This is a genomic window from Alicyclobacillus cycloheptanicus, assembly GCF_028751525.1.
GTDB lineage: Bacteria > Bacillota > Bacilli > Alicyclobacillales > Alicyclobacillaceae > Alicyclobacillus_L > Alicyclobacillus_L cycloheptanicus.
Genome location: NZ_CP067097.1, coordinates 1,847,065 through 1,863,956, shown reverse-complemented (window position 1 = coordinate 1,863,956; position 16,892 = coordinate 1,847,065). Strand labels below are relative to the sequence as shown.

The following is a 16,892-nucleotide window of genomic DNA, read 5'->3' as shown; positions in this document are numbered from 1 at the left end:
CGGGATTGTATGAATCTCGTACACCATGGAAATAAAGTATAGTACAGACCAAGAGGAGGCGTCACGCCGTGCAAAGCGCAGAAAAATGGGCAACCCGCTCCGATGCGTGGACCCCGCAAGACGATGAAAGACTAGCGGCGTTCGTGCTGCACCATATTCGGACGGGCAGCACGCAGCTGCGTGCGTTCGAAGAAGCCGCAAACGAACTGGGGCGAACCCCGGCTGCCTGTGGGTACCGGTGGAACGGAGTGGTGCGCAAGGACTATAAGGAAGAGATAGAAGCGGCAAAGAGAGACCGAAAGCTGCAGCAGAAGTCGCAGTCCGTTGCTGCGAGCGACCGCCCTGCCGGCACCGCTGCACCTGCGACGATCACTTCTTCAGATTCGATGCGGGATGTCATTAAATTCCTGCAAACCTATGACGAACAATACCAGAGACTGCGGCAGCAAGTGGAAACGCTGGAGGCCGAGCGGAGGGCGCTGCAGGAGCGAATTCGGGAGCTGGAGTCCAACTTGGCCCGAACCCCTGCCGCCACGGATGCGCCGCTGACCCCCGAGCAACTGGAAGAAGACTCCCGGGCCCTGTTTGCCATCATGGAGCGGGCCCGCAAGCTGCTGGAAGAAGACGGTGCACGCGTTCGCAGCAACGACTAACGAACCGCCGCTCGCCAGCGGGCAGCGGCCGCCAGTGAAAAGGGCCCTGCCCGACGCGCTGCGAGATGAACCAGCTCCGCCTTGGTGCGCAGGACGCGGCGCACCAAGGCACCAGGATAATTGGCTTTGTGCGCTTCAAACTCATCCTCGTCCAACACGTTGACCCCCTCCTCCGACACCCAAACATCCAGGTCCAAATCGGCAAACTGAATCGTCCGGGCGCAAGGGTCATACACCGGCGGCGCAATCAAGTTGCAGTAGTACGCCGTGTCGGTCTGACGCAGCAGCACAAACACCTGTGCACAGCAGCCGGGCCAGAAGAGTGCGACCACCGGATAGTCACTTGACCACACCCGTCCATCCGCATCTTCCACCAGCCCGCCCGGGGGAATACAAAAGGCCCACGGGTCACGCGTACACACGGCGGTCCGCCAAATCCGATGAGGTGAGCCGTCCAGTTTGGAACTCACCAGTTGCACGTTCATGTTCGATCCCGGCGCACACCGCGGCCGTCCTTCGCATGGAAATCATGGTCAGGTGCTGCATCGGCGAGGGACGCTGCAAAATCCATCGGATCGACATCTGCATCGACGGTCACGATTTCATCGCCCGTCGGGAAGAAACTCCGAAAGATGCGGGCCCGGACCAGCGACTTCAGGCCAATCAGGATGATAGGCCCGAGAAACAGCCCGAGCACACCGATGGTTTTCAGGCCAACGTACAACGCAAACAACGTGGACAGCGTATCCAGCCCGACGTTTTCGGCGACAATCTTGGGCTCGACGATGTGCCGGAGGATGGAGATGACACATTGGAGGACCAAAACTTTGATACCCAAGGTTGCGTCCCCGAGGGCGAATGCCCCGAGTGCCCAGGGAACGGTCAGAATCGCGGAACCCAGAATCGGAACGAGTCCGGTCAGCCCAAACAGAATGCCGAGAATCACAGCGTACTGAATGTGCATCACCCACATGCCGAGCACACCGAGCACCGCGGACATGCACATCAACAGGAGCTGCGCGCGAATCGTGCCCACGAACGCCCGCATCATGTCGCGAAAAACGCCTTGCAGTTTCCCGGACCACCCCGGCGGCAGGCTGTCCAGGAAGCGATGGTACATCCCTTCCCGGTTCAACAGCATGAAAAAGCAGGAAACGACCGAAATCACCGCGATAAACACCGTCTCCGGAAGCCGGGTAATGGAATCGAGCAAGTGCTTGGCATACAGCCGAAACTCCGACTCCACTTGCGCCGCGGCTGTGAGGGCTGTGCTTTCAATGCCATTCGCCACATTGGGCGGCAGCGCTCCGAAAAACACCCGGCCCGCCAGGACTTCCCGCTGCACCCAATGCTGCACAACCCCCAGGTAGTTTGGCGCTTCCATCAAGAGCTGTGTCGCCTCACGGGAGAGCGCCACCAGCGCGAAAATGGAGATGAGCAGCAGACACACCACCACGCCGACCACGACCATCAAAACAGCAAGCGTACGCCTGACCTTATGCCGCTCCAGCCACTTGACGATTGGGAGCAACACAATGGCCATCAGCCACCCGATGACAAAAGGGACGATATATCGGAAGGACACAGCAAACAGAAGAAAGAACAACAGCACAAACAACATGAGGGTGCCGACTTCCACGGCACGCCACAGGTATCTGCGCATCCTGCGTTGTTCGACCGTTGACTGCGTCAAGCAACTCCACCCTTTCTGGGGACAGTTATGGCCTCATGACGCGCCGGCGCAGGAACATGCCGAGTACAATCCACACGACGGAAACCGCAAAACAAATCGTGGAAAGTCCCGCCTTGTTGTCCGCGGCAAACACACTGCCAAGTGCTAAACAGACCATGGAAACCAAAGCTAATAGAAAAAATCCAAACTTCGAACCGCGGTTCACAGCGAGTCCCCCCTTCTCTTTCATGATACCACGATGATACCACATGCGGCGCAGCACAAAGACGTCACCCGGGGGCGCTGCACCCAGATGACGCCTTGAAGCAAACTTTCATACGATTCCGAAAAGCACCATCGACCTTCAGCCATTTCCTGTGCAGCGGCTGCGGACGGCCGCCATGGCACGAACAGCGGTTCAACCGCTGCGGCGGCAGACGCCCGGTCAGGCCGTTTGAAACGAAGGAAGGTAGCGGTTCATCGTCGCCCAGGCTTCCTCCGCCGTGTCCGCCACAATCACCCGGTTGGCCCCGCAGCGCCGGTACATCGCCCGCTTGCTGGCGTCCCGCGTGACCACCAGGATGCGGGGAATGCCTGCCTCCCGCAAGGATTGCGTAATCAGTGCGGCGTGCACAAAATCCGTATCCTCATGAACAATGGCAGCATCAAACTGCTGCTGCGCAGCCATCGTTCGCACATCCGAGCGCCGCGCCGGCACTTGCAAAGCATCGTCACCGTACCAGCGGATCAACCGACGATGGTATTTATCGAAACAGTCGAGTACTTTGACGCCAACGCCCTGTTTCCGGGCTTGGCGGACGTATGTGTATCCTTCAGGACCAAACGCCGCAACCAATAGTCTGAACATACGGTCCGGTCTCCCCTTCACTGCACCAGATGACAGCGCTTACATCTTTATTATATACACCTTGCGGGAAAATGAGAAGGGGGGTCGGCCGGAAAAGTCGCCCAATTCATGTGTCTGCGGTCTCAAAGTTCTGCAGCAGGCAGGCCCCGTACGCAAAGACAGCGCGGCGTGCCCGGTCGGCGTCCCCTTCCACGACCGCGTCGAATACCTGCCGGCAGGTCTCGGTCCCATCCACCCCGGTCTCGTGAACCATCCGCAGTGCGCTGCGCAGCGCTTCCTGGAGAACGCGCAGCGCATTCTCCAGAAGTTCGTTGCCCAGGCACTCCGCGAGCACCAGGTAAAAATGCAGTTCCGCGGATACCACCTCTTCATTGACGGGGCTGGCACATTCCAGCTGAAACAGGGCGTGCCGAAGGGGCTCCAGGTCCAGCCGGGCGCTGCGGAAGGCGGCGAAGTTAGCGATCCCGGCGAGAAGACTCGTCATCAACTCGACCAGCTGCCGGGCCTGGCCTGCGCCGAGCAAAATCGCGGCTTCGAGCGGCTCCATCCACATTTCGACGGAGGCAGTCCGCACATACGTACCGTCTCCGTGGCGAAACTCCACCAGCCCCTGTCCCCGAAGCGCGCCAAGCGCCTCCCGCACGGTCGCCCGGCTGCAATCAAACATCGCGGCCAGTTCCGCGAGCGTCGGCAGTTTGTCCCCCGGCTGCCAGCGGCCCTCTTCAATCATTGTGCGGATGGTCTGCGCAATTTCGACGTAGAGCTTGCTGCGCGACAGCTCGTGGCCAGCCATGGTCCCACCCCGCCAAACTCAATTATCGAACGACCAAATTGACGAGTCGGCCTGGTACATAGATTTCCTTCACAAGTGACTTCCCGCCGATCCACTCCTGCACTTCGGGGTGCTGCTTGGCCGCCGCAATCGCTTCTGCGGCCTCCGCCTTCGCCGGAACCGTCAGATGCGCGCGCACCCGGCCGTTGACCTGCACCGCGATCTCCACTTCGTCATCGACCAGCCACTGTGCGTCGTAACTGGGCCAGCGCGCCTCAAACACGGACGTCTGATGGCCGAGCATCTCCCACAGTTCTTCGCCGAGGTGCGGCGCAAACGGCGCGATGGTCACCGCCAGCGTCTCCAGGGTGGGACGGTCGAGCCCCGCTTCGGCTTCACTGGCAAGCGCGTTGATGTACTCCATAAACGTGCTGACGGCGGTATTGAGCCGGAAGGACTCCATCCGCTCCGACAGATTGGCGATGAATCGATGGCGCAGCTTCTCCAGCGCGGGCCTCGTCGGTACCGGACGGTTCGCGTGCGCGGCCGCCAGCCGGTAGAAGCGATTCAGGAACCGGCTCACACCCTCGAGGCCGTTGGTGTTCCATTCGGCGTCGTCTTCCGGCGGCCCGACAAACAGCTCATACATCCGCAGCGCATCCACACCGTGCGCGGCAATCATGTCGTCCGGATTCACAACATTGCCTTTGGACTTGCTCATTTTGGCGCCGTTCTGGGTAATCATGCCCTGGTTGAACAATTGCTTGAAGGGCTCCACAAAGTCGATGAGCCCAATGTCGTGAATGACCTTCGTAAAGAAGCGCGCATACAACAGGTGCAGCACCGCATGTTCGACGCCGCCAATGTACATGTCGACCGGCAGCCACTTGTTGACCTTTTCGGGGCTGAACGGTGCCTCGTCGTTGTTCGGGTCAGGGTAGCGCAGGAAGTACCAGCTTGAACCGGCCCACTGCGGCATCGTGTCGGTCTCCCGCCGCGCGGGTCCGCCGCACGACGGACAGGTGGTGTTGACAAACGACTCAATCGCCGCCAGCGGAGATTCGCCGGTGCCCGTGGGCTCGTATCGTTCCACGTCCGGCAGCGTGACCGGCAGCTGGTCTTCCGGCACCGGCACCGTGCCGCACCGCTCGCAATAGATAATCGGGATGGGCTCGCCCCAGTACCGCTGCCGCGCGAACACCCAGTCGCGCATGCGGTAGCTGACTGTGGCTTTGCCGTGCCCAAGCTGTTCCAGTTTGGCGATCACAGCCTTTTTCCCGGCCTCGACATCAAGCCCGTTCAAGTCCTCCGAGTTGATGAGCGTCCCCGGTCCCGTGTAGACGGACCGCGGTTCTGCAGGAGGTTGTCCATCGGGTGATACCACGTGGACAATCGGCAGGCCAAACGCCTCGGCGAACTCAAAATCGCGCTCGTCGTGCGCAGGCACGGCCATGATCGCACCCGTCCCGTAATCCATCAGCACGTAGTCGGCAATCCAAATCGGCAGCTTCGCACCTGTCAGCGGGTGCAGCGCGTACGCCCCCGTGAACTCGCCGGTCTTCGTCTTGTCCACAATCTGCCTGGCGACGGCCGACTTCTTCAGCGCCTCCCGAACGTATGCCTCCACGGCCTCGCGGCGCTCGTCCGTCGTAATTTGCTCGACCAGCGGGTGCTCTGGCGCCAGCACCATGTACGTGGCCCCGTACAAGGTATCGGGCCGAGTGGAGAACACTTCGACCTGCGCCCCCGGCACATCCGCGACGTCAAAGAGGATGCTGGCGCCTTCACTGCGGCCGATCCACGCGGTCTGCATGCGCTTGACCTTGTCAGGCCAGTCCAGGTCAGCCAGGTCGTCGAGCAGGCGGTCGGCGTATGCCGTGATTTTCAGCATCCACTGGTCCATTTCCTTCTTCGTCACTTCCGTGCCGCAGCGCTCGCACTTGCCGTCCACCACTTCTTCATTGGCAAGGCCAGTCTTACAGCTTGGGCACCAGTTGATGGGCATCTTTTTGCGATAGGCGAGTCCGCGTTTGAATATCTGGACGAAAAAGTACTGGGTCCACTTATAGTAGGAAGGGTCGCTCGTGTTGATTTCGCGATCCCAGTCGTACATCGCCCCAATGGACTCCAGCTGCCGTTTGAAGTTTTCGATATTCCGAGCCGTCGAAACCGCCGGATGAATGCCTTTTTTAATCGCATCATTCTCCGCGGGCAGCCCGAAGGCGTCCCACCCCATGGGATGCAGGACTTCATAGCCTTGTAACGTCTTGTAGCGGCTCCAGACATCAGAGATGGTATAATTCCGCCAATGCCCGACATGCAAGCCGCTTCCGGACGGGTATGGGAACATGTCGAGACAGTAATACTTTGGCTTCCCACTGTCTTCCCGCACGTGGTGCGACGACGCCTTGTCCCATCTCTTCTTCCACTTCTGCTCAATTTCGTGCGGACGGTATTCCATGACCTGAACCACTCCTGCGACATTGGTTTCAACCAAGGCGCGCACCCCTGGCACACGCGCGAAACAAAAAACTCCCGTCCCCGACTAGGACGAGAGTTCGACACTCGGGTCGACTTGCCACGATTATAGAGCATCGCCCGTACACTCGCAAGCCAGCCACTCGTCCGAGCGGACGGAACATCTCTGACAAGGCGGTCCGAACAGAGACACCCACGCGTCCGCGCGGCCCGGACGGCCCTTCACCTTGCCTCACCGGCGTGACACATTCAGTCCGACGAGCCGGAGCACAAACAGAAACAGGTTGATCAAATCCAGGTACAGTGACAGGACCACCCAGGGCACCATCTGTTCACTTACACCGTAGTGCACCAGGCGGTTCACGTCAAACAGCACGTAGCCGATGAAAATCGCGATGCCAAGCAGCGTGTAGACCAAGGACGCGGTGGACCCAAACGGGACAAAGAACGATACAACACCCATCAGCACCAGCGCCAGCAGCCCAATAAACAGAAACCCGCTCAGGAAGGTGAAGTCGAACCACGACCGCGAGGCGACGATGGCTGCAATCAGAAAGGCCGCTCCGCTGATGGCGGCAGCTTCCAGCACAAGCGCGGCACCGATGATTGAAATGTAGTACGAAATTACAGGATACAGGGTCATCCCCGAAACGAACGTAAAGGCCAACACGAAGGGCATGCCGATTCGTCGGGAACGCTGCAGGAACATCGCCACAACCATCATGGCCAACTCGACAAACACGAGCATCCTCAGCCACACCGGCGGCACATACTGGCCAGCCGCCAGCCCGATGGAAGCCGTGAGCAGGCTCAGAAACAGGCCGAAAAACACGCGGCTCATCAACGCATTTCTGGCAATCGTATAGCTCTGCATGGCCTCACTCCCTCTCTTTGCACCAACAGGGACCACCCTGTCGAGATCAGGATATGTCCCCTGTCCCTATTTTACCACGCCCGTGTCAAAGACCGCGAGCGGTTGTGCCAACTCCGCAATCAAGCGGTCGTACACCCGGGGCCACGCCAGGTCTTTCAAGGCTTGCACAGGGACGCAGCGAGACAAATCCAGCTGGGGCCAGCTGTCTCCGAGTGGGCGGTACACTTCCACATGCCAGTCAATGTGGGTGAACACGTGCTTCGCTTGGGCGATGCAGGCGAAGTCCACGTCCCCGGCCGCGGCCATCGCTGGCTGCAGGACGGCCAGTTTGTCCCGGAGCAGCGCCGTTTTGTCCGCGTCCGACAACGCCTTCGGCCCCCGCTCCACTTCCACCGCCGGCAGCTGCCACATCCCCGCCAACAGCCCCTCGCGCGGCCGCTGCTCCACCGCCACATACCCATGATGCGCAATCCAAAGGGCCAGCACGTCCACCTGCTTGCGGGCGCGCCTGGGCAGCCGGACCGGGAGCTCCTCCGCGATGCCGGCTGCGCTTCCGGCACACCCCGGCTGCAGCGGACAGGCCGTGCAGCGGGGCGACTTTGGGACGCATACAGTTGCGCCCAGTTCCATCAGGCCCTGCGTAAGCCGGTTCGGATCGGCCGCGTCCAGCCACGCCTTCACCGCCGACGCCACACGCGCCTTCACCGCAGGCTGCTCAATCGGATCCGACAGCGACAGATACCGCGTCATCACGCGCAGGACATTGCCGTCCACCGCCGGGATCGGCTTGCCAAACGCGATACTCAGCACGGCGCCGCACGTATACGGACCGACACCGGGCAGTTGGCCGAACGATGCCTCATCGTCTGGAATGACGCCGTGGTGCCGCTCCACAACCTGCTTCGCAGCCCGGTGGAGGTTGCGCGCACGGGAGTAGTAGCCGAGGCCTTGCCACCGTTTCAGCACCTCATCCTCCGCTGCGGCCGCCAAGGCCCGAACCGTTGGAAACGCAGCGAGAAAGGCGTGATAATAGGGGATCACGGTTTCGACGCGCGTCTGCTGCAGCATGGTCTCGCTGACCCAGATGGCATACGGGTCGCGGGTTTGCCGCCACGGCAGCTCCCGGCGGTTCTGCTCATACCAATCCACCAGCCGCGCGGCCATGTGGGTGTCTGGCACAGCAGCTGCCACACTCGGTTGATTCCGCTGCGGGTCTACTTCTCTATGGTTAGAAATTGCAATTTGCCTCCATCCATGATGATTTCCATCCTTCCCTGTCCCACTGCCGCGGTGACGTACGCCGCGATCGGCGTGCGAAGCAGAACATACGCGCCGGGGTTGGCCGGAGCGAGGTTCCGTGCACGACAAACGTCCGCCAGCAGTTCGTCCAGGGAACGCGGGTGACGGCACGCTGCCAAGACCGTCTGAAATGCCTGTTCATGCCTTTGTTTCAGGTAGTCGATGACCGCGTCCGGACGGCGCGCCGGCTCGCCATGTCCCGGTACAAACCAAGCGGCTTGCACACTGCGCAAGGAATCCGCGCTCCTGCAGGTGGCGAGGTAGTCGACCATATAAGGAACGCCATGCTTGTCCACGACCGGTGGGTCAAAGTACGCGTCCGCCGCAAAGCAGACGTCGTGAACAAGGATGCCGCACTGGGCGGCGGCGTGGCCAGGCAGCGCAACGGGCAAAAACGTCGTCCCGTCCACCTCGAAGGGGACACCCGGTGTATATTCTACATGGACAGGACTCGCCTGTGCCAGCAGAAACTTGTTCTGAAGCTGCGGCAGCGGCGATGCGCCCTGCCACAAATACTCAGGCTCAAACATGGGCCGCCGAATGACCGCCGCCTCCCCTTCCGGCGCATAGACTGTCACTGGGGTGCGTGACAACAGGTACGCATTGCCGCCAAAGTGGTCGGCGTGCGCGTGTGTGTTCACGATGGCCCGAAGCGGCAGCCCGATTTCCTTCGCCGCCTTCTCCAGGGTTTTGCCAGCCTGCTTGTCCAGGCCCGTGTCCACTGCGACCAGCCCGTCTCCCTGCGTGCGCACCAGCCCCATATTCACAGCGCCGCGAATGACCCATACGTGTTCGTGTACTGCCGTCAGTTCCATAGATTTCATGCCGCCTTTCGGAAAGTGAAGGTGTGATTTTCGATGAGATGGACAGAATAAGCCGCGGGAGGTGCTGGCCATGTGGGATTTGATGAACGGGATGGCTGATGGCGTCCGGAGTCGCTTTATGCCACGTCGGCGCAACGGTGTCGGGACGATGACCGCCATGTTGATTGGCGCGAGTGTCGGCATCGCGGCGTGGGAGGCATGGCGGCGCACCCAGCCAATGTCACGAATCGGCGACGGGGCCGCCGCGGAAATGGCGCAAAACGTGATCGATCAGCTGGAAGATTAGCTTCGTTTCATCGTTTGACCCAGCAGTCAGCAGGTGACGAACCTGTCTTTCGTTCTCCCGAGTTTGCAGCGTCTTGCCGCGGGTCGCATGGCCCGCGGCAAACGCGTATCATACCACTTTCGCGCCGAACACCCGCGGAAAGTGCTGCAGGCTTTCCTGGTGCCCGGCTTCGTTGAACGAAGCCACGCCCTCCCGGTGCACGACAATCTGAAGGTCCGGGTGTTCCGTGGTTTTAAAGTCGTACAAGCCATTGACCGTGTAGCGCACGCAGATATCCGTACAGACACCTGCGACGTGGATCTCGGTGATGTGATACTGCCGGATGATGTTGAATAAGTCTGTACCCTGGCAGGCGTTGTAGTGCTTTTTGGCAATGTACACGTATTTCTCCTCATGTCCATTCAGTTCCTCGCGCAGTTCGTCAATCAGCTTCTGTCCTTCGCTGTGACGAAGGTTATGCGGTGGAAACAACCCAGAGGCAATTTCGTAATCCTCGGGATCGTGAAGGTCACGAGCATCAATGATCAGATCTCCTGTTTCTACGAATTCCTTCACGAGAGACCTGCAATAGGGAATCACGCCCAGTCCAGCCTCGCCGCAGTTCAGCGCGCCGTCAGGATAGACGAAGTCTTTCGATAAATCGACCAACAACAGGGCTCTGGCCATCCAGGTACCTCCTCTTGTGGTTCCCCGCATTCCATCCCAGGTGCACATGGACGAGATGCGGTTTTATTTGAGCGTTTTGCAGAATGACGTCCTACTCGAATGAAAAACGAATTCGGATCAGTTGGATGGATCGGTCTTACAATGATTTACACTGCTTAGACGCACGTCATGACGTCTTTTACTGAACGACGGGCAGACTTAGGCACTCTTCTCGGCACAGCTTGCTGCGCTTGCCGCCAGTGCTGATGCAAGCAGAACTATCGTATTGATGTAAACGTAAGCTGTGACCTTTCGGATTCCTCTCACATGCACATCGCTCATCGTCAAGTGTTCCTTGAGTCGGGAATGGCAACGCTCAACGGATGTCCGCTCGTTGTACAGTTCTCTCCAGCCTCGTGTGTTTCGGTGAGGGTTTGAGTAACGCCGGACATCCTCGCCGATGCTCTTCTTGACCACCATTCCGTAGTTGGAATCCGAGCAAGCTGCAATCCCAAGCGGGCAATCAACCTTGCCTACAGCATGTGGGCAACGAAACTTCAGTCGTTCACCGTCAGCACCCCAGTACACCATGTCGTAGCCCATTGAACAACGTGGCGTGCCATCCGAGGCAATGCCGGCAGGCGGCTCCTTTTCGCCCCGTTTGTTCAGTGCGATGATTGCCTGTGCTCCGTACCCACGAGCGGCTTCGTAATTTTTCACCTGGTCGTATCCGGCGTCCATCATGACGAACTTGAAACGCCAGTTACGCTCATAGATGTCCTTCATCAGCGGTATGGCCATTTCGCCGTCGTATACGTTGGCAGGCGTTACGTCCAAGGCTACCGGAAGTTCGCTGGCGGTGTCCACCGCAAGGTGGACCTTGTATCCGAACCACGTGAGCTTGTTGCCGAATGTGTCATACTTGGCACCCCAGTTGGCGTTGCCTGTATGCTGACTGCGTGACTTTGGCTGCTTCTTCTCGTAGGCGCCAATCGCCGTGCTGTCGATTGCGAGATGTTCGGTGTTGATGATTCCGGATTCTCTGCACTGACTGACCAGGTCAGTGAAAAGGTCCTTGACGAGCCCTTTCTCAACAGCAGCGCTGAACACCCGACTCAGCGTAGCAATCGACGGCGCCCGTTCATCCAGCCGAAAACCACACTGATACCGGAATCGAAAGTCTCTGTCCAGGCGCTCATGCAACCGAGTGAACGTTGATATACCCTCCATTGGGGCGGCCAGCAAGGCCCGCAGAATTGCCTCTCGATTGATAGGTTTCGCCCCTTGGGGTGCGGAATTTCTCAACTTAGCGGCATAGCTTTCGAGATCAAGCGCTGAAAAGAACAGATCCAATCGCTCGCTGGATTCAATTTCTAGCCATTGTTCAAAGGAAAACAGAGGTTTTTGGAGAAGATACAAGTGGACTTCCCTCCTCAGAGAGTTTTGGGTTTGGTCACTTGAAATCTTCTCGAAGTTGGGGTGAAGTCCTTTTTTATGCCCTGTTATCCCTTACTGCACAAGGACTCATGAATCTGCAAAACGCTCATTTATAAGATTCTCACATTTGTTTGCAGGTGTGTAGTGTAACGCGAGCCCAAAACTGAACAGCGCTACACCATTTCACGGTTTTGTAACGGAATGTCGAGAACAGCTCATAAGGTGCGCCGATGCCGGCCGTATTTCTGCTTCCAGATGGCGTAAGACAGTCGGCTGCGCTTCATGGCATCCACAAACTTCTGCGTGTTCTCTAACACCCGCCGTGCTTCTCCTGGACTGATTTGCCGGTTGAACATTGCTTCGCCGAATTCCTCGAGATCAATCACATGGTAATAGGAACGCTCGTACAACAAAACGTCCACATACATGTCCTCGACGTATATGTACTCCTGGTCTTCCCACACCTTCACCAGGTCCACGTAGTGGTCAAATCGCAGGCGCGGGTGCTTGACCGGGGTTCCTTGATTGATGCAAGTACTGACCCCAATTCCCCAGTAGGGGTAAATTTCCCTCATGTGATGGGTGTACCCAGCTTCAAAGGCCGGCCGCTGGATGACGACGAGCCCCGGACGTCGAATCAGCTTATCGATCCGGAACGGTTCGTTGCTCCTGTCAATGCCGCGCTCCTCCCGTTTGTGAATCTGCTGGACACGCCCTGCTCTGAGCGCCATGCGGAGCATCATCCCTCCTTCACGATGCAACGTTCGTTTCTCCTAAGCGTACCGTTTCGTTGCATCGACTTCAAGGGCATGACGCTGGTCATGTGAAACTTCACGCTCCAAACGTTTCACGAAAGCAGCAGAACACTGCGAATCCGAGGGGATCTGGCGGCTAACGAAACCAGCGCGGCCGGCCCTTTCCAGGCCGAAAGGACTTGCGGCTGGCCGGCGTGCGGAACGATTCGAGGTCCTGTGGGTACGGCTCTTCCCACCCCGGTGTGTGCGCATCCGATGTAGTCCGGTTCAGAGGCCGGGACGTCCATCCCGTGTGCGGCCCAAAGCCGCGCCGCCGCGGCGAGGAGCGCGTTCGAAAAGGCCGGCGCGCTTGAAACGGCAGCCTCGGCCTGCGAAAGCGGCGCACAACCAGCATCCCGCCAAGCACCAGGACACCGAGTCCCGCCAGCAGCCACCCGGTCGGGATGGCGTCATACGGCTGAGCAAACGTCAACGTACTGGGCGAATAGTGTTCGATCACGACGAATTGTCCGTCCGCGTCAAACATGTGCGAGGAGGGTGGCAGGACGATGGTTTGGCTCTGGTTATAGAAACGCAGGTAGCCCTCCTCGTCCTGGCCGCCATACAGCCAGCCGTCAATCACGGGCTGGCCGACAGTGACCTCCTGCCACAAGGGGTTTTCCGACTGAAACGGGATGATGACACGAATCAATTCAAAGACGCCAATCGCAACTGCCAGCAATGCGAGCAGCAAGAGCCACCCCGGCAGCCGCCGCCGCGGCTGCGCGCGAAAACCGGTCCTCACAGTGCCTGCCTCCCATCGCGACGTTGGTACGCATTCACCTTTGTACCAGTCTATGAATCGACGGGAAGCACATAGAACAAGCTGACCGGGAAAGGCGCCTAGTCCTCCTTGGAAACCATCTCGGCCAGGCGCTCGACCGCCTGCTGCGCGTCAGAACCTTCGGCGCGCACCGTGATCTCCTGCCCATGTGCGATGGCTAAAGACATGATGCCCATGATGCTCTTGGCATTGACCGACTTTCCATCCTTCTCGACAAACGTGTCACACGAAAACCGGTTTGCTTCCTGTACGAACAGTGCTGCCGGCCTGGCCAGCAACCCTGTGCGAAGACGCACCACAACGCGTCGTTCCACCATGAGACATGTCCCCTCTTTACAGTTTCGTTGTGCAAAGTATATCACGGCGCTAAAGCGCTACCAACGCAAAATCCTGCGTTGTCCGAAAACAGTCAAATCTCGACAGCCTGCCGGGTTTGCAAAGCGCCCCCTCCGGTCACTGCGAAAAGCCTTCCACGCCCATGCGCAGCTTGTTTGCAATCTCCTCCAGCTTGCGGAAGCGGTGGTTCAAGCCGGACTTGCTGACCCGATTCCCCGTTCGCTGGCTGAGTTCCTGCAGGTTGACCTCCGGATGGCGAAGACGCAGTTCGGCTGCCTCGCGCAGGTGCGGCGGCAGCGTTTCGAGGCCAATTTGCTGGTCGATCCAGCGAATGACCTCCAACTGTCGCACGGCAGCCGCAATGGTTTTGTTCATGTTGGCCGTCTCACAGTTCACCAAGCGGTTCACCTGGTTGCGCATGCCCTTCAGAATGCGGACGTCCTCAAACTTCAGCAGCGCCTGATGCGCCCCAATGATGCTCAGAAACTCGACGATTTTTTCGCCTTCCTTGAGGTACACCACATAGCCTTTCTTTCTTTGAATCAGCTTGGCATGCAGCCCAAACTCGTTCATGAGACAGAGCGCATGGTTCGCCTGAGACTCCGTGGGACAGCCGATCTCCAGGTGATAGGAGGTGCCGCCAGGGTCGTTGACCGATCCCGCCGCCAAGAACGCGCCGCGCAGAAACGCGCGCTTGCAGCATGCCTTCAACGTGCGAGTGGGCGCCGGACCCACCGGCCCCGTCTGCGCGCCGGCTTCCCACCCCAGACTCCGGAGCATTGCCTCCGCATGGACACTGGGCACGCGGATGGCATAAATATTGTTTTTCTTCAACCGCATCTTCTTACGCACGACCACTTCCGGGTGAACGTCAAACTGCGCTTTGATCAACGTGTAGATGCGCCGCGCCGTGGCAACGTTCTCCGTCTCCACATCGAGCACGCGGCGGTCCTCCGCCATCCGAAACAAACCGTTCCAGCCAACGATGGCTTCGACCTCGGCGCGTTGGCAGCAAGCAGACTCGTCCACCATGGTCAGTTCTTTTTTTGTCTGTCCAGCGAATGACATCGCCTTCTGCCCCCTTGCGCTGAGGTTGTTCATCCCCGTTTGAGCCGCTGCCCAGTGTCATGGAAGCGGCTTGGCCGCTGCCGGATTTTGCCGCTCGTAGCCAATCAGGCTGATGACCTGCTCGGCAATCAGCCGGCTGTCATGGCGGGCGTACGTGGCGTAGTGGACGAAATCCCGCGCAATCACGCGCAGCCCCAACCGGTGCAGCGCCTCCACGTCGACCAGCACCGGGTACGAGCCCTGGGCCTGGTATTGCGCCAGCGCCTCGGGCGGCAGAGAGGACGCGTTGACCAGGATGTAGTCGAAGATTTTCCGTCCGACATGGCGGTAAATGACGTCGACATGACGGGAAGCGGAGAAGGCATCGGTCTCCCCTGGCTGGGTCATGACATTGCAGATGTAAATCTTTTTCGCCGCACTGCCGGCCACCGCGTCAGCCAAGCCAGGCACGAGCAAATTCGGCAGCACACTGGTGTACAAGCTGCCGGGTCCGACAATGATCGCATCCGCGTCCCGAATCGCATCCAGTGCCTCGGGCAGCGGCTCCACGTCGTTCGGAATCAATTCCACGTGGTCAATGCGTTCCCCTGCCTGCGGAATTTCCGACTCGCCGTCCACCACCTGGCCGGACGCCAGCACGGCGCGCAGCCGAACATCTTCTTTCACCGCTGGCAGCACACGGCCGCGGACAGCCAGGACGCGGCTCGTCTCGCGAATGGCAGACTCAAAGTCACCCATGATGTGGGTCATCGCCGCCAAAAACAAATTGCCAAAGCTGTGTCCCGCGAGGCCTTCCCCGCTCGGAAACCGAAACTGCAGCAGACGTTCCAGCAGAGGCTCGGTATCCGCCAGTGCGACCAGACAATTGCGAATGTCTCCCGGCGGCGGCATGGCGAAGTCGGTGCGCAGCCGCCCCGAACTGCCGCCGTCGTCCGCGACCGTCACAATCGCCGTCAAATCCACCTGGAATTCTTTCAGACCGCGCAAGATCACAGACAACCCCGTGCCGCCGCCAATCACCACGATGCGCGGCCGCCGCTGCAGATGCTTCGCCTTCCGCCGAGCTTCCATCACTTCCCGCCACCAGCTGAACCCGAGCAGGAGCATGGCCAGCACCAGCACCGTGACCCCCAAGGCAAACCCGTCGCTGCGCCACCGCTGCAGTCCGAGCGTCCCAGCGAGAATGCCGCAGCCGAAGCACCCCAGCGTCCACGCCAAAAACCATCTTCGCTTCAAGATTCAACCCTCCCGTGCGCTGTCTCGGTGCGTCACGGAAGCATCGGCCCGCTGTTTCACATGTTCCGCAAGGTGTCTCGCAATGGCAACCGAACGATGGCGGCCGCCTGTGCATCCCACGCCGATGACGAGATGGCTCTTTCCTTCCTTCTTAAACTCCGGGATGAGGAAGTCCACCATGTCTTCCATCTTGCGGAGGAACTCCTGGGTCGCAGGCCACTGCATGACGTATTCGTAGACGGGCTCGTCTTCGCCGCTGAACGGGCGCAGGCCCTCAATGTAGTGTGGATTCGGCAGGAAGCGGACGTCGAATATCATGTCTGCGTCAATCGGGATCCCATATTTGAAACCGAAAGAAATAATGTGTACGGGCAGCGCCTTCGACTGTCCGGAAAACCGCTGGGTAATTTCCTGCTTCAACCGTGCCGGTTTCCAGTCGGTCGTGTCGATGACCAAGTCGGACTCTTTCCGCACCTTCGCCAGCGCCTGCCGCTCGGCCTGGATGCTTTCGAGCAGCCGCGCCCCCTCGGCGAACGGGTGCCGCCGCCGCGTCTCCTTGTACCGCCGAACCAGGGTTTCGTCGCTCGCATCGAGAAACACGAGCCGAACCTTGAGCCCCGCCTGCGTGCGCAGCGCACTGACCGTGTCGACCAGCGGTTGAAACAATTCGCCGCCCCGCAGGTCACAGGCCAATGCGTACCGTCCGGCAGACGAACCGGACTGATTCACCAGTTCCACCATCTTGGGAATGAGCGCAGGAGGCAAGTTATCGACACAGAAGTACCCCAGATCTTCAAGCGACTGCATGGCGACCGTTTTCCCAGCACCCGACATGCCCGTCAACACCAAAAACTCCGTCGTCTCCC

General features: G+C 59.4%; 19 protein-coding genes. 2 read left to right on the top strand and 17 right to left on the bottom strand.

Going from position 1 to position 16,892, the window contains the following annotated elements; translation table 11 throughout:
- Window positions 1-68: 68 nt before the first annotated feature.
- Entirely contained in the window at window positions 69-653 is a 585-nt protein-coding gene (locus tag JI721_RS08620) for an RsfA family transcriptional regulator (protein ID WP_274454470.1), read from the top strand.
- On the opposite strand, the gene JI721_RS08615 is transcribed toward JI721_RS08620, so the two are convergent.
- The 9 genes from JI721_RS08615 to JI721_RS08575 all read right to left on the bottom strand — a co-directional run bounded on the left by JI721_RS08615 (window position 650) and on the right by JI721_RS08575 (window position 9,431).
- A complete protein-coding gene (locus JI721_RS08615) occupies window positions 650-1,138 on the bottom strand; it encodes a DUF402 domain-containing protein (RefSeq protein WP_274454469.1) in 489 nt (162 codons plus the stop codon). The two genes, JI721_RS08620 and JI721_RS08615, sit on opposite strands and share 4 nt — an antisense overlap.
- Window positions 1,135-2,346 carry a sporulation integral membrane protein YtvI gene (gene ytvI / locus JI721_RS08610; RefSeq protein WP_274454468.1) on the bottom strand — a complete coding sequence of 404 codons (1,212 nt, stop codon included), beginning with the start codon at window positions 2,344-2,346 and terminating at the stop codon, window positions 1,135-1,137. The genes JI721_RS08615 and ytvI overlap by 4 nt, the downstream gene beginning before the upstream one ends.
- 25 nt (window positions 2,347-2,371) lie before the next feature.
- Window positions 2,372-2,551, bottom strand: a complete 180-nt coding sequence (locus JI721_RS08605) for a hypothetical protein (RefSeq protein WP_274454467.1) — start codon at window positions 2,549-2,551, stop codon at window positions 2,372-2,374.
- 219 nt (window positions 2,552-2,770) lie between these two features.
- Complete coding sequence (locus tag JI721_RS08600; RefSeq protein WP_274454466.1) at window positions 2,771-3,193, bottom strand: NAD-binding protein; 423 nt, start codon at window positions 3,191-3,193, stop codon at window positions 2,771-2,773.
- Window positions 3,194-3,299: 106 nt separating this feature from the next.
- Window positions 3,300-3,986: a FadR/GntR family transcriptional regulator gene (locus tag JI721_RS08595; protein ID WP_274454465.1), complete on the bottom strand. Its 687-nt coding sequence runs from the start codon at window positions 3,984-3,986 to the stop codon at window positions 3,300-3,302.
- Between the two features lie 22 nt (window positions 3,987-4,008).
- Window positions 4,009-6,426 (bottom strand): leucine--tRNA ligase, encoded by a 2,418-nt coding sequence (leuS, locus tag JI721_RS08590; RefSeq protein ID WP_274457758.1) that lies wholly within the window; start codon window positions 6,424-6,426, stop codon window positions 4,009-4,011.
- A gap of 249 nt (window positions 6,427-6,675) precedes the next feature.
- Window positions 6,676-7,317: a Bax inhibitor-1/YccA family protein gene (locus JI721_RS08585; protein WP_274454464.1), complete on the bottom strand. Its 642-nt coding sequence runs from the start codon at window positions 7,315-7,317 to the stop codon at window positions 6,676-6,678.
- Window positions 7,318-7,383: 66 nt separating this feature from the next.
- The gene (mutY, locus tag JI721_RS08580; RefSeq protein WP_274454463.1) at window positions 7,384-8,508 is read right to left on the bottom strand and encodes an A/G-specific adenine glycosylase; all 1,125 of its coding nucleotides are present in this window, start codon (window positions 8,506-8,508) and stop codon (window positions 7,384-7,386) included.
- A 23-nt stretch (window positions 8,509-8,531) separates the two neighbouring features.
- Complete coding sequence (locus tag JI721_RS08575; RefSeq protein ID WP_274454462.1) at window positions 8,532-9,431, bottom strand: MBL fold metallo-hydrolase; 900 nt, start codon at window positions 9,429-9,431, stop codon at window positions 8,532-8,534.
- 79 nt (window positions 9,432-9,510) lie between these two features.
- On the opposite strand from JI721_RS08575, the gene JI721_RS08570 reads away from it, so the two are divergent.
- Window positions 9,511-9,726 carry a hypothetical protein gene (locus JI721_RS08570; protein ID WP_274454461.1) on the top strand — a complete coding sequence of 72 codons (216 nt, stop codon included), beginning with the start codon at window positions 9,511-9,513 and terminating at the stop codon, window positions 9,724-9,726.
- 108 nt (window positions 9,727-9,834) lie between these two features.
- Here JI721_RS08570 and JI721_RS08565 read toward each other — a convergent pair whose 3' ends face one another.
- From JI721_RS08565 to rapZ, 8 genes are all read right to left on the bottom strand, one after another.
- Window positions 9,835-10,392: a cysteine hydrolase family protein gene (locus JI721_RS08565; RefSeq protein ID WP_274454460.1), complete on the bottom strand. Its 558-nt coding sequence runs from the start codon at window positions 10,390-10,392 to the stop codon at window positions 9,835-9,837.
- A gap of 198 nt (window positions 10,393-10,590) precedes the next feature.
- Window positions 10,591-11,790, bottom strand: coding sequence for a transposase (locus JI721_RS08560; RefSeq protein ID WP_274454459.1), 1,200 nt, complete (start codon window positions 11,788-11,790; stop codon window positions 10,591-10,593).
- A gap of 233 nt (window positions 11,791-12,023) precedes the next feature.
- Entirely contained in the window at window positions 12,024-12,569 is a 546-nt protein-coding gene (locus JI721_RS08555; protein ID WP_274454458.1) for a DUF402 domain-containing protein, read from the bottom strand.
- A 130-nt stretch (window positions 12,570-12,699) separates the two neighbouring features.
- A complete protein-coding gene (locus JI721_RS08550) occupies window positions 12,700-13,347 on the bottom strand; it encodes a hypothetical protein (RefSeq protein WP_274454457.1) in 648 nt (215 codons plus the stop codon).
- 98 nt (window positions 13,348-13,445) lie between these two features.
- A complete protein-coding gene (locus JI721_RS08545; protein WP_274454456.1) occupies window positions 13,446-13,703 on the bottom strand; it encodes an HPr family phosphocarrier protein in 258 nt (85 codons plus the stop codon).
- Between the two features lie 136 nt (window positions 13,704-13,839).
- Window positions 13,840-14,790: a DNA-binding protein WhiA gene (whiA, locus tag JI721_RS08540; RefSeq protein ID WP_274454455.1), complete on the bottom strand. Its 951-nt coding sequence runs from the start codon at window positions 14,788-14,790 to the stop codon at window positions 13,840-13,842.
- 57 nt (window positions 14,791-14,847) lie between these two features.
- Window positions 14,848-15,861, bottom strand: a complete 1,014-nt coding sequence (locus JI721_RS08535) for a gluconeogenesis factor YvcK family protein (RefSeq protein WP_407654106.1) — start codon at window positions 15,859-15,861, stop codon at window positions 14,848-14,850.
- 168 nt (window positions 15,862-16,029) lie between these two features.
- Window positions 16,030-16,860, bottom strand: a complete 831-nt coding sequence (gene rapZ, locus JI721_RS08530) for an RNase adapter RapZ (protein WP_274457756.1) — start codon at window positions 16,858-16,860, stop codon at window positions 16,030-16,032.
- Window positions 16,861-16,892 lie beyond the last annotated feature (32 nt).

Excerpts from the sequence above, each read along its gene's own strand:
- JI721_RS08615 (WP_274454469.1), bottom strand. The coding sequence starts at position 1,138 with ATGAACGTGCAACTGGTGAGTTCCAAACTGGACGGCTCACCTCATCGG.
- JI721_RS08600 (WP_274454466.1), bottom strand. The coding sequence starts at position 3,193 with ATGTTCAGACTATTGGTTGCGGCGTTTGGTCCTGAAGGATACACATAC.
- JI721_RS08595 (WP_274454465.1), bottom strand. The coding sequence starts at position 3,986 with ATGGCTGGCCACGAGCTGTCGCGCAGCAAGCTCTACGTCGAAATTGCG.
- leuS (WP_274457758.1), bottom strand. The coding sequence starts at position 6,426 with ATGGAATACCGTCCGCACGAAATTGAGCAGAAGTGGAAGAAGAGATGG.
- JI721_RS08585 (WP_274454464.1), bottom strand. The coding sequence starts at position 7,317 with ATGCAGAGCTATACGATTGCCAGAAATGCGTTGATGAGCCGCGTGTTT.
- JI721_RS08575 (WP_274454462.1), bottom strand. The coding sequence starts at position 9,431 with ATGGAACTGACGGCAGTACACGAACACGTATGGGTCATTCGCGGCGCT.
- JI721_RS08570 (WP_274454461.1), top strand. The coding sequence starts at position 9,511 with ATGTGGGATTTGATGAACGGGATGGCTGATGGCGTCCGGAGTCGCTTT.
- JI721_RS08565 (WP_274454460.1), bottom strand. The coding sequence starts at position 10,392 with ATGGCCAGAGCCCTGTTGTTGGTCGATTTATCGAAAGACTTCGTCTAT.
- JI721_RS08545 (WP_274454456.1), bottom strand. The coding sequence starts at position 13,703 with ATGGTGGAACGACGCGTTGTGGTGCGTCTTCGCACAGGGTTGCTGGCC.
- whiA (WP_274454455.1), bottom strand. The coding sequence starts at position 14,790 with ATGTCATTCGCTGGACAGACAAAAAAAGAACTGACCATGGTGGACGAG.
- JI721_RS08535 (WP_407654106.1), bottom strand. The coding sequence starts at position 15,861 with ATGGAAGCTCGGCGGAAGGCGAAGCATCTGCAGCGGCGGCCGCGCATC.
- rapZ (WP_274457756.1), bottom strand. The coding sequence starts at position 16,860 with ATGTCGGGTGCTGGGAAAACGGTCGCCATGCAGTCGCTTGAAGATCTG.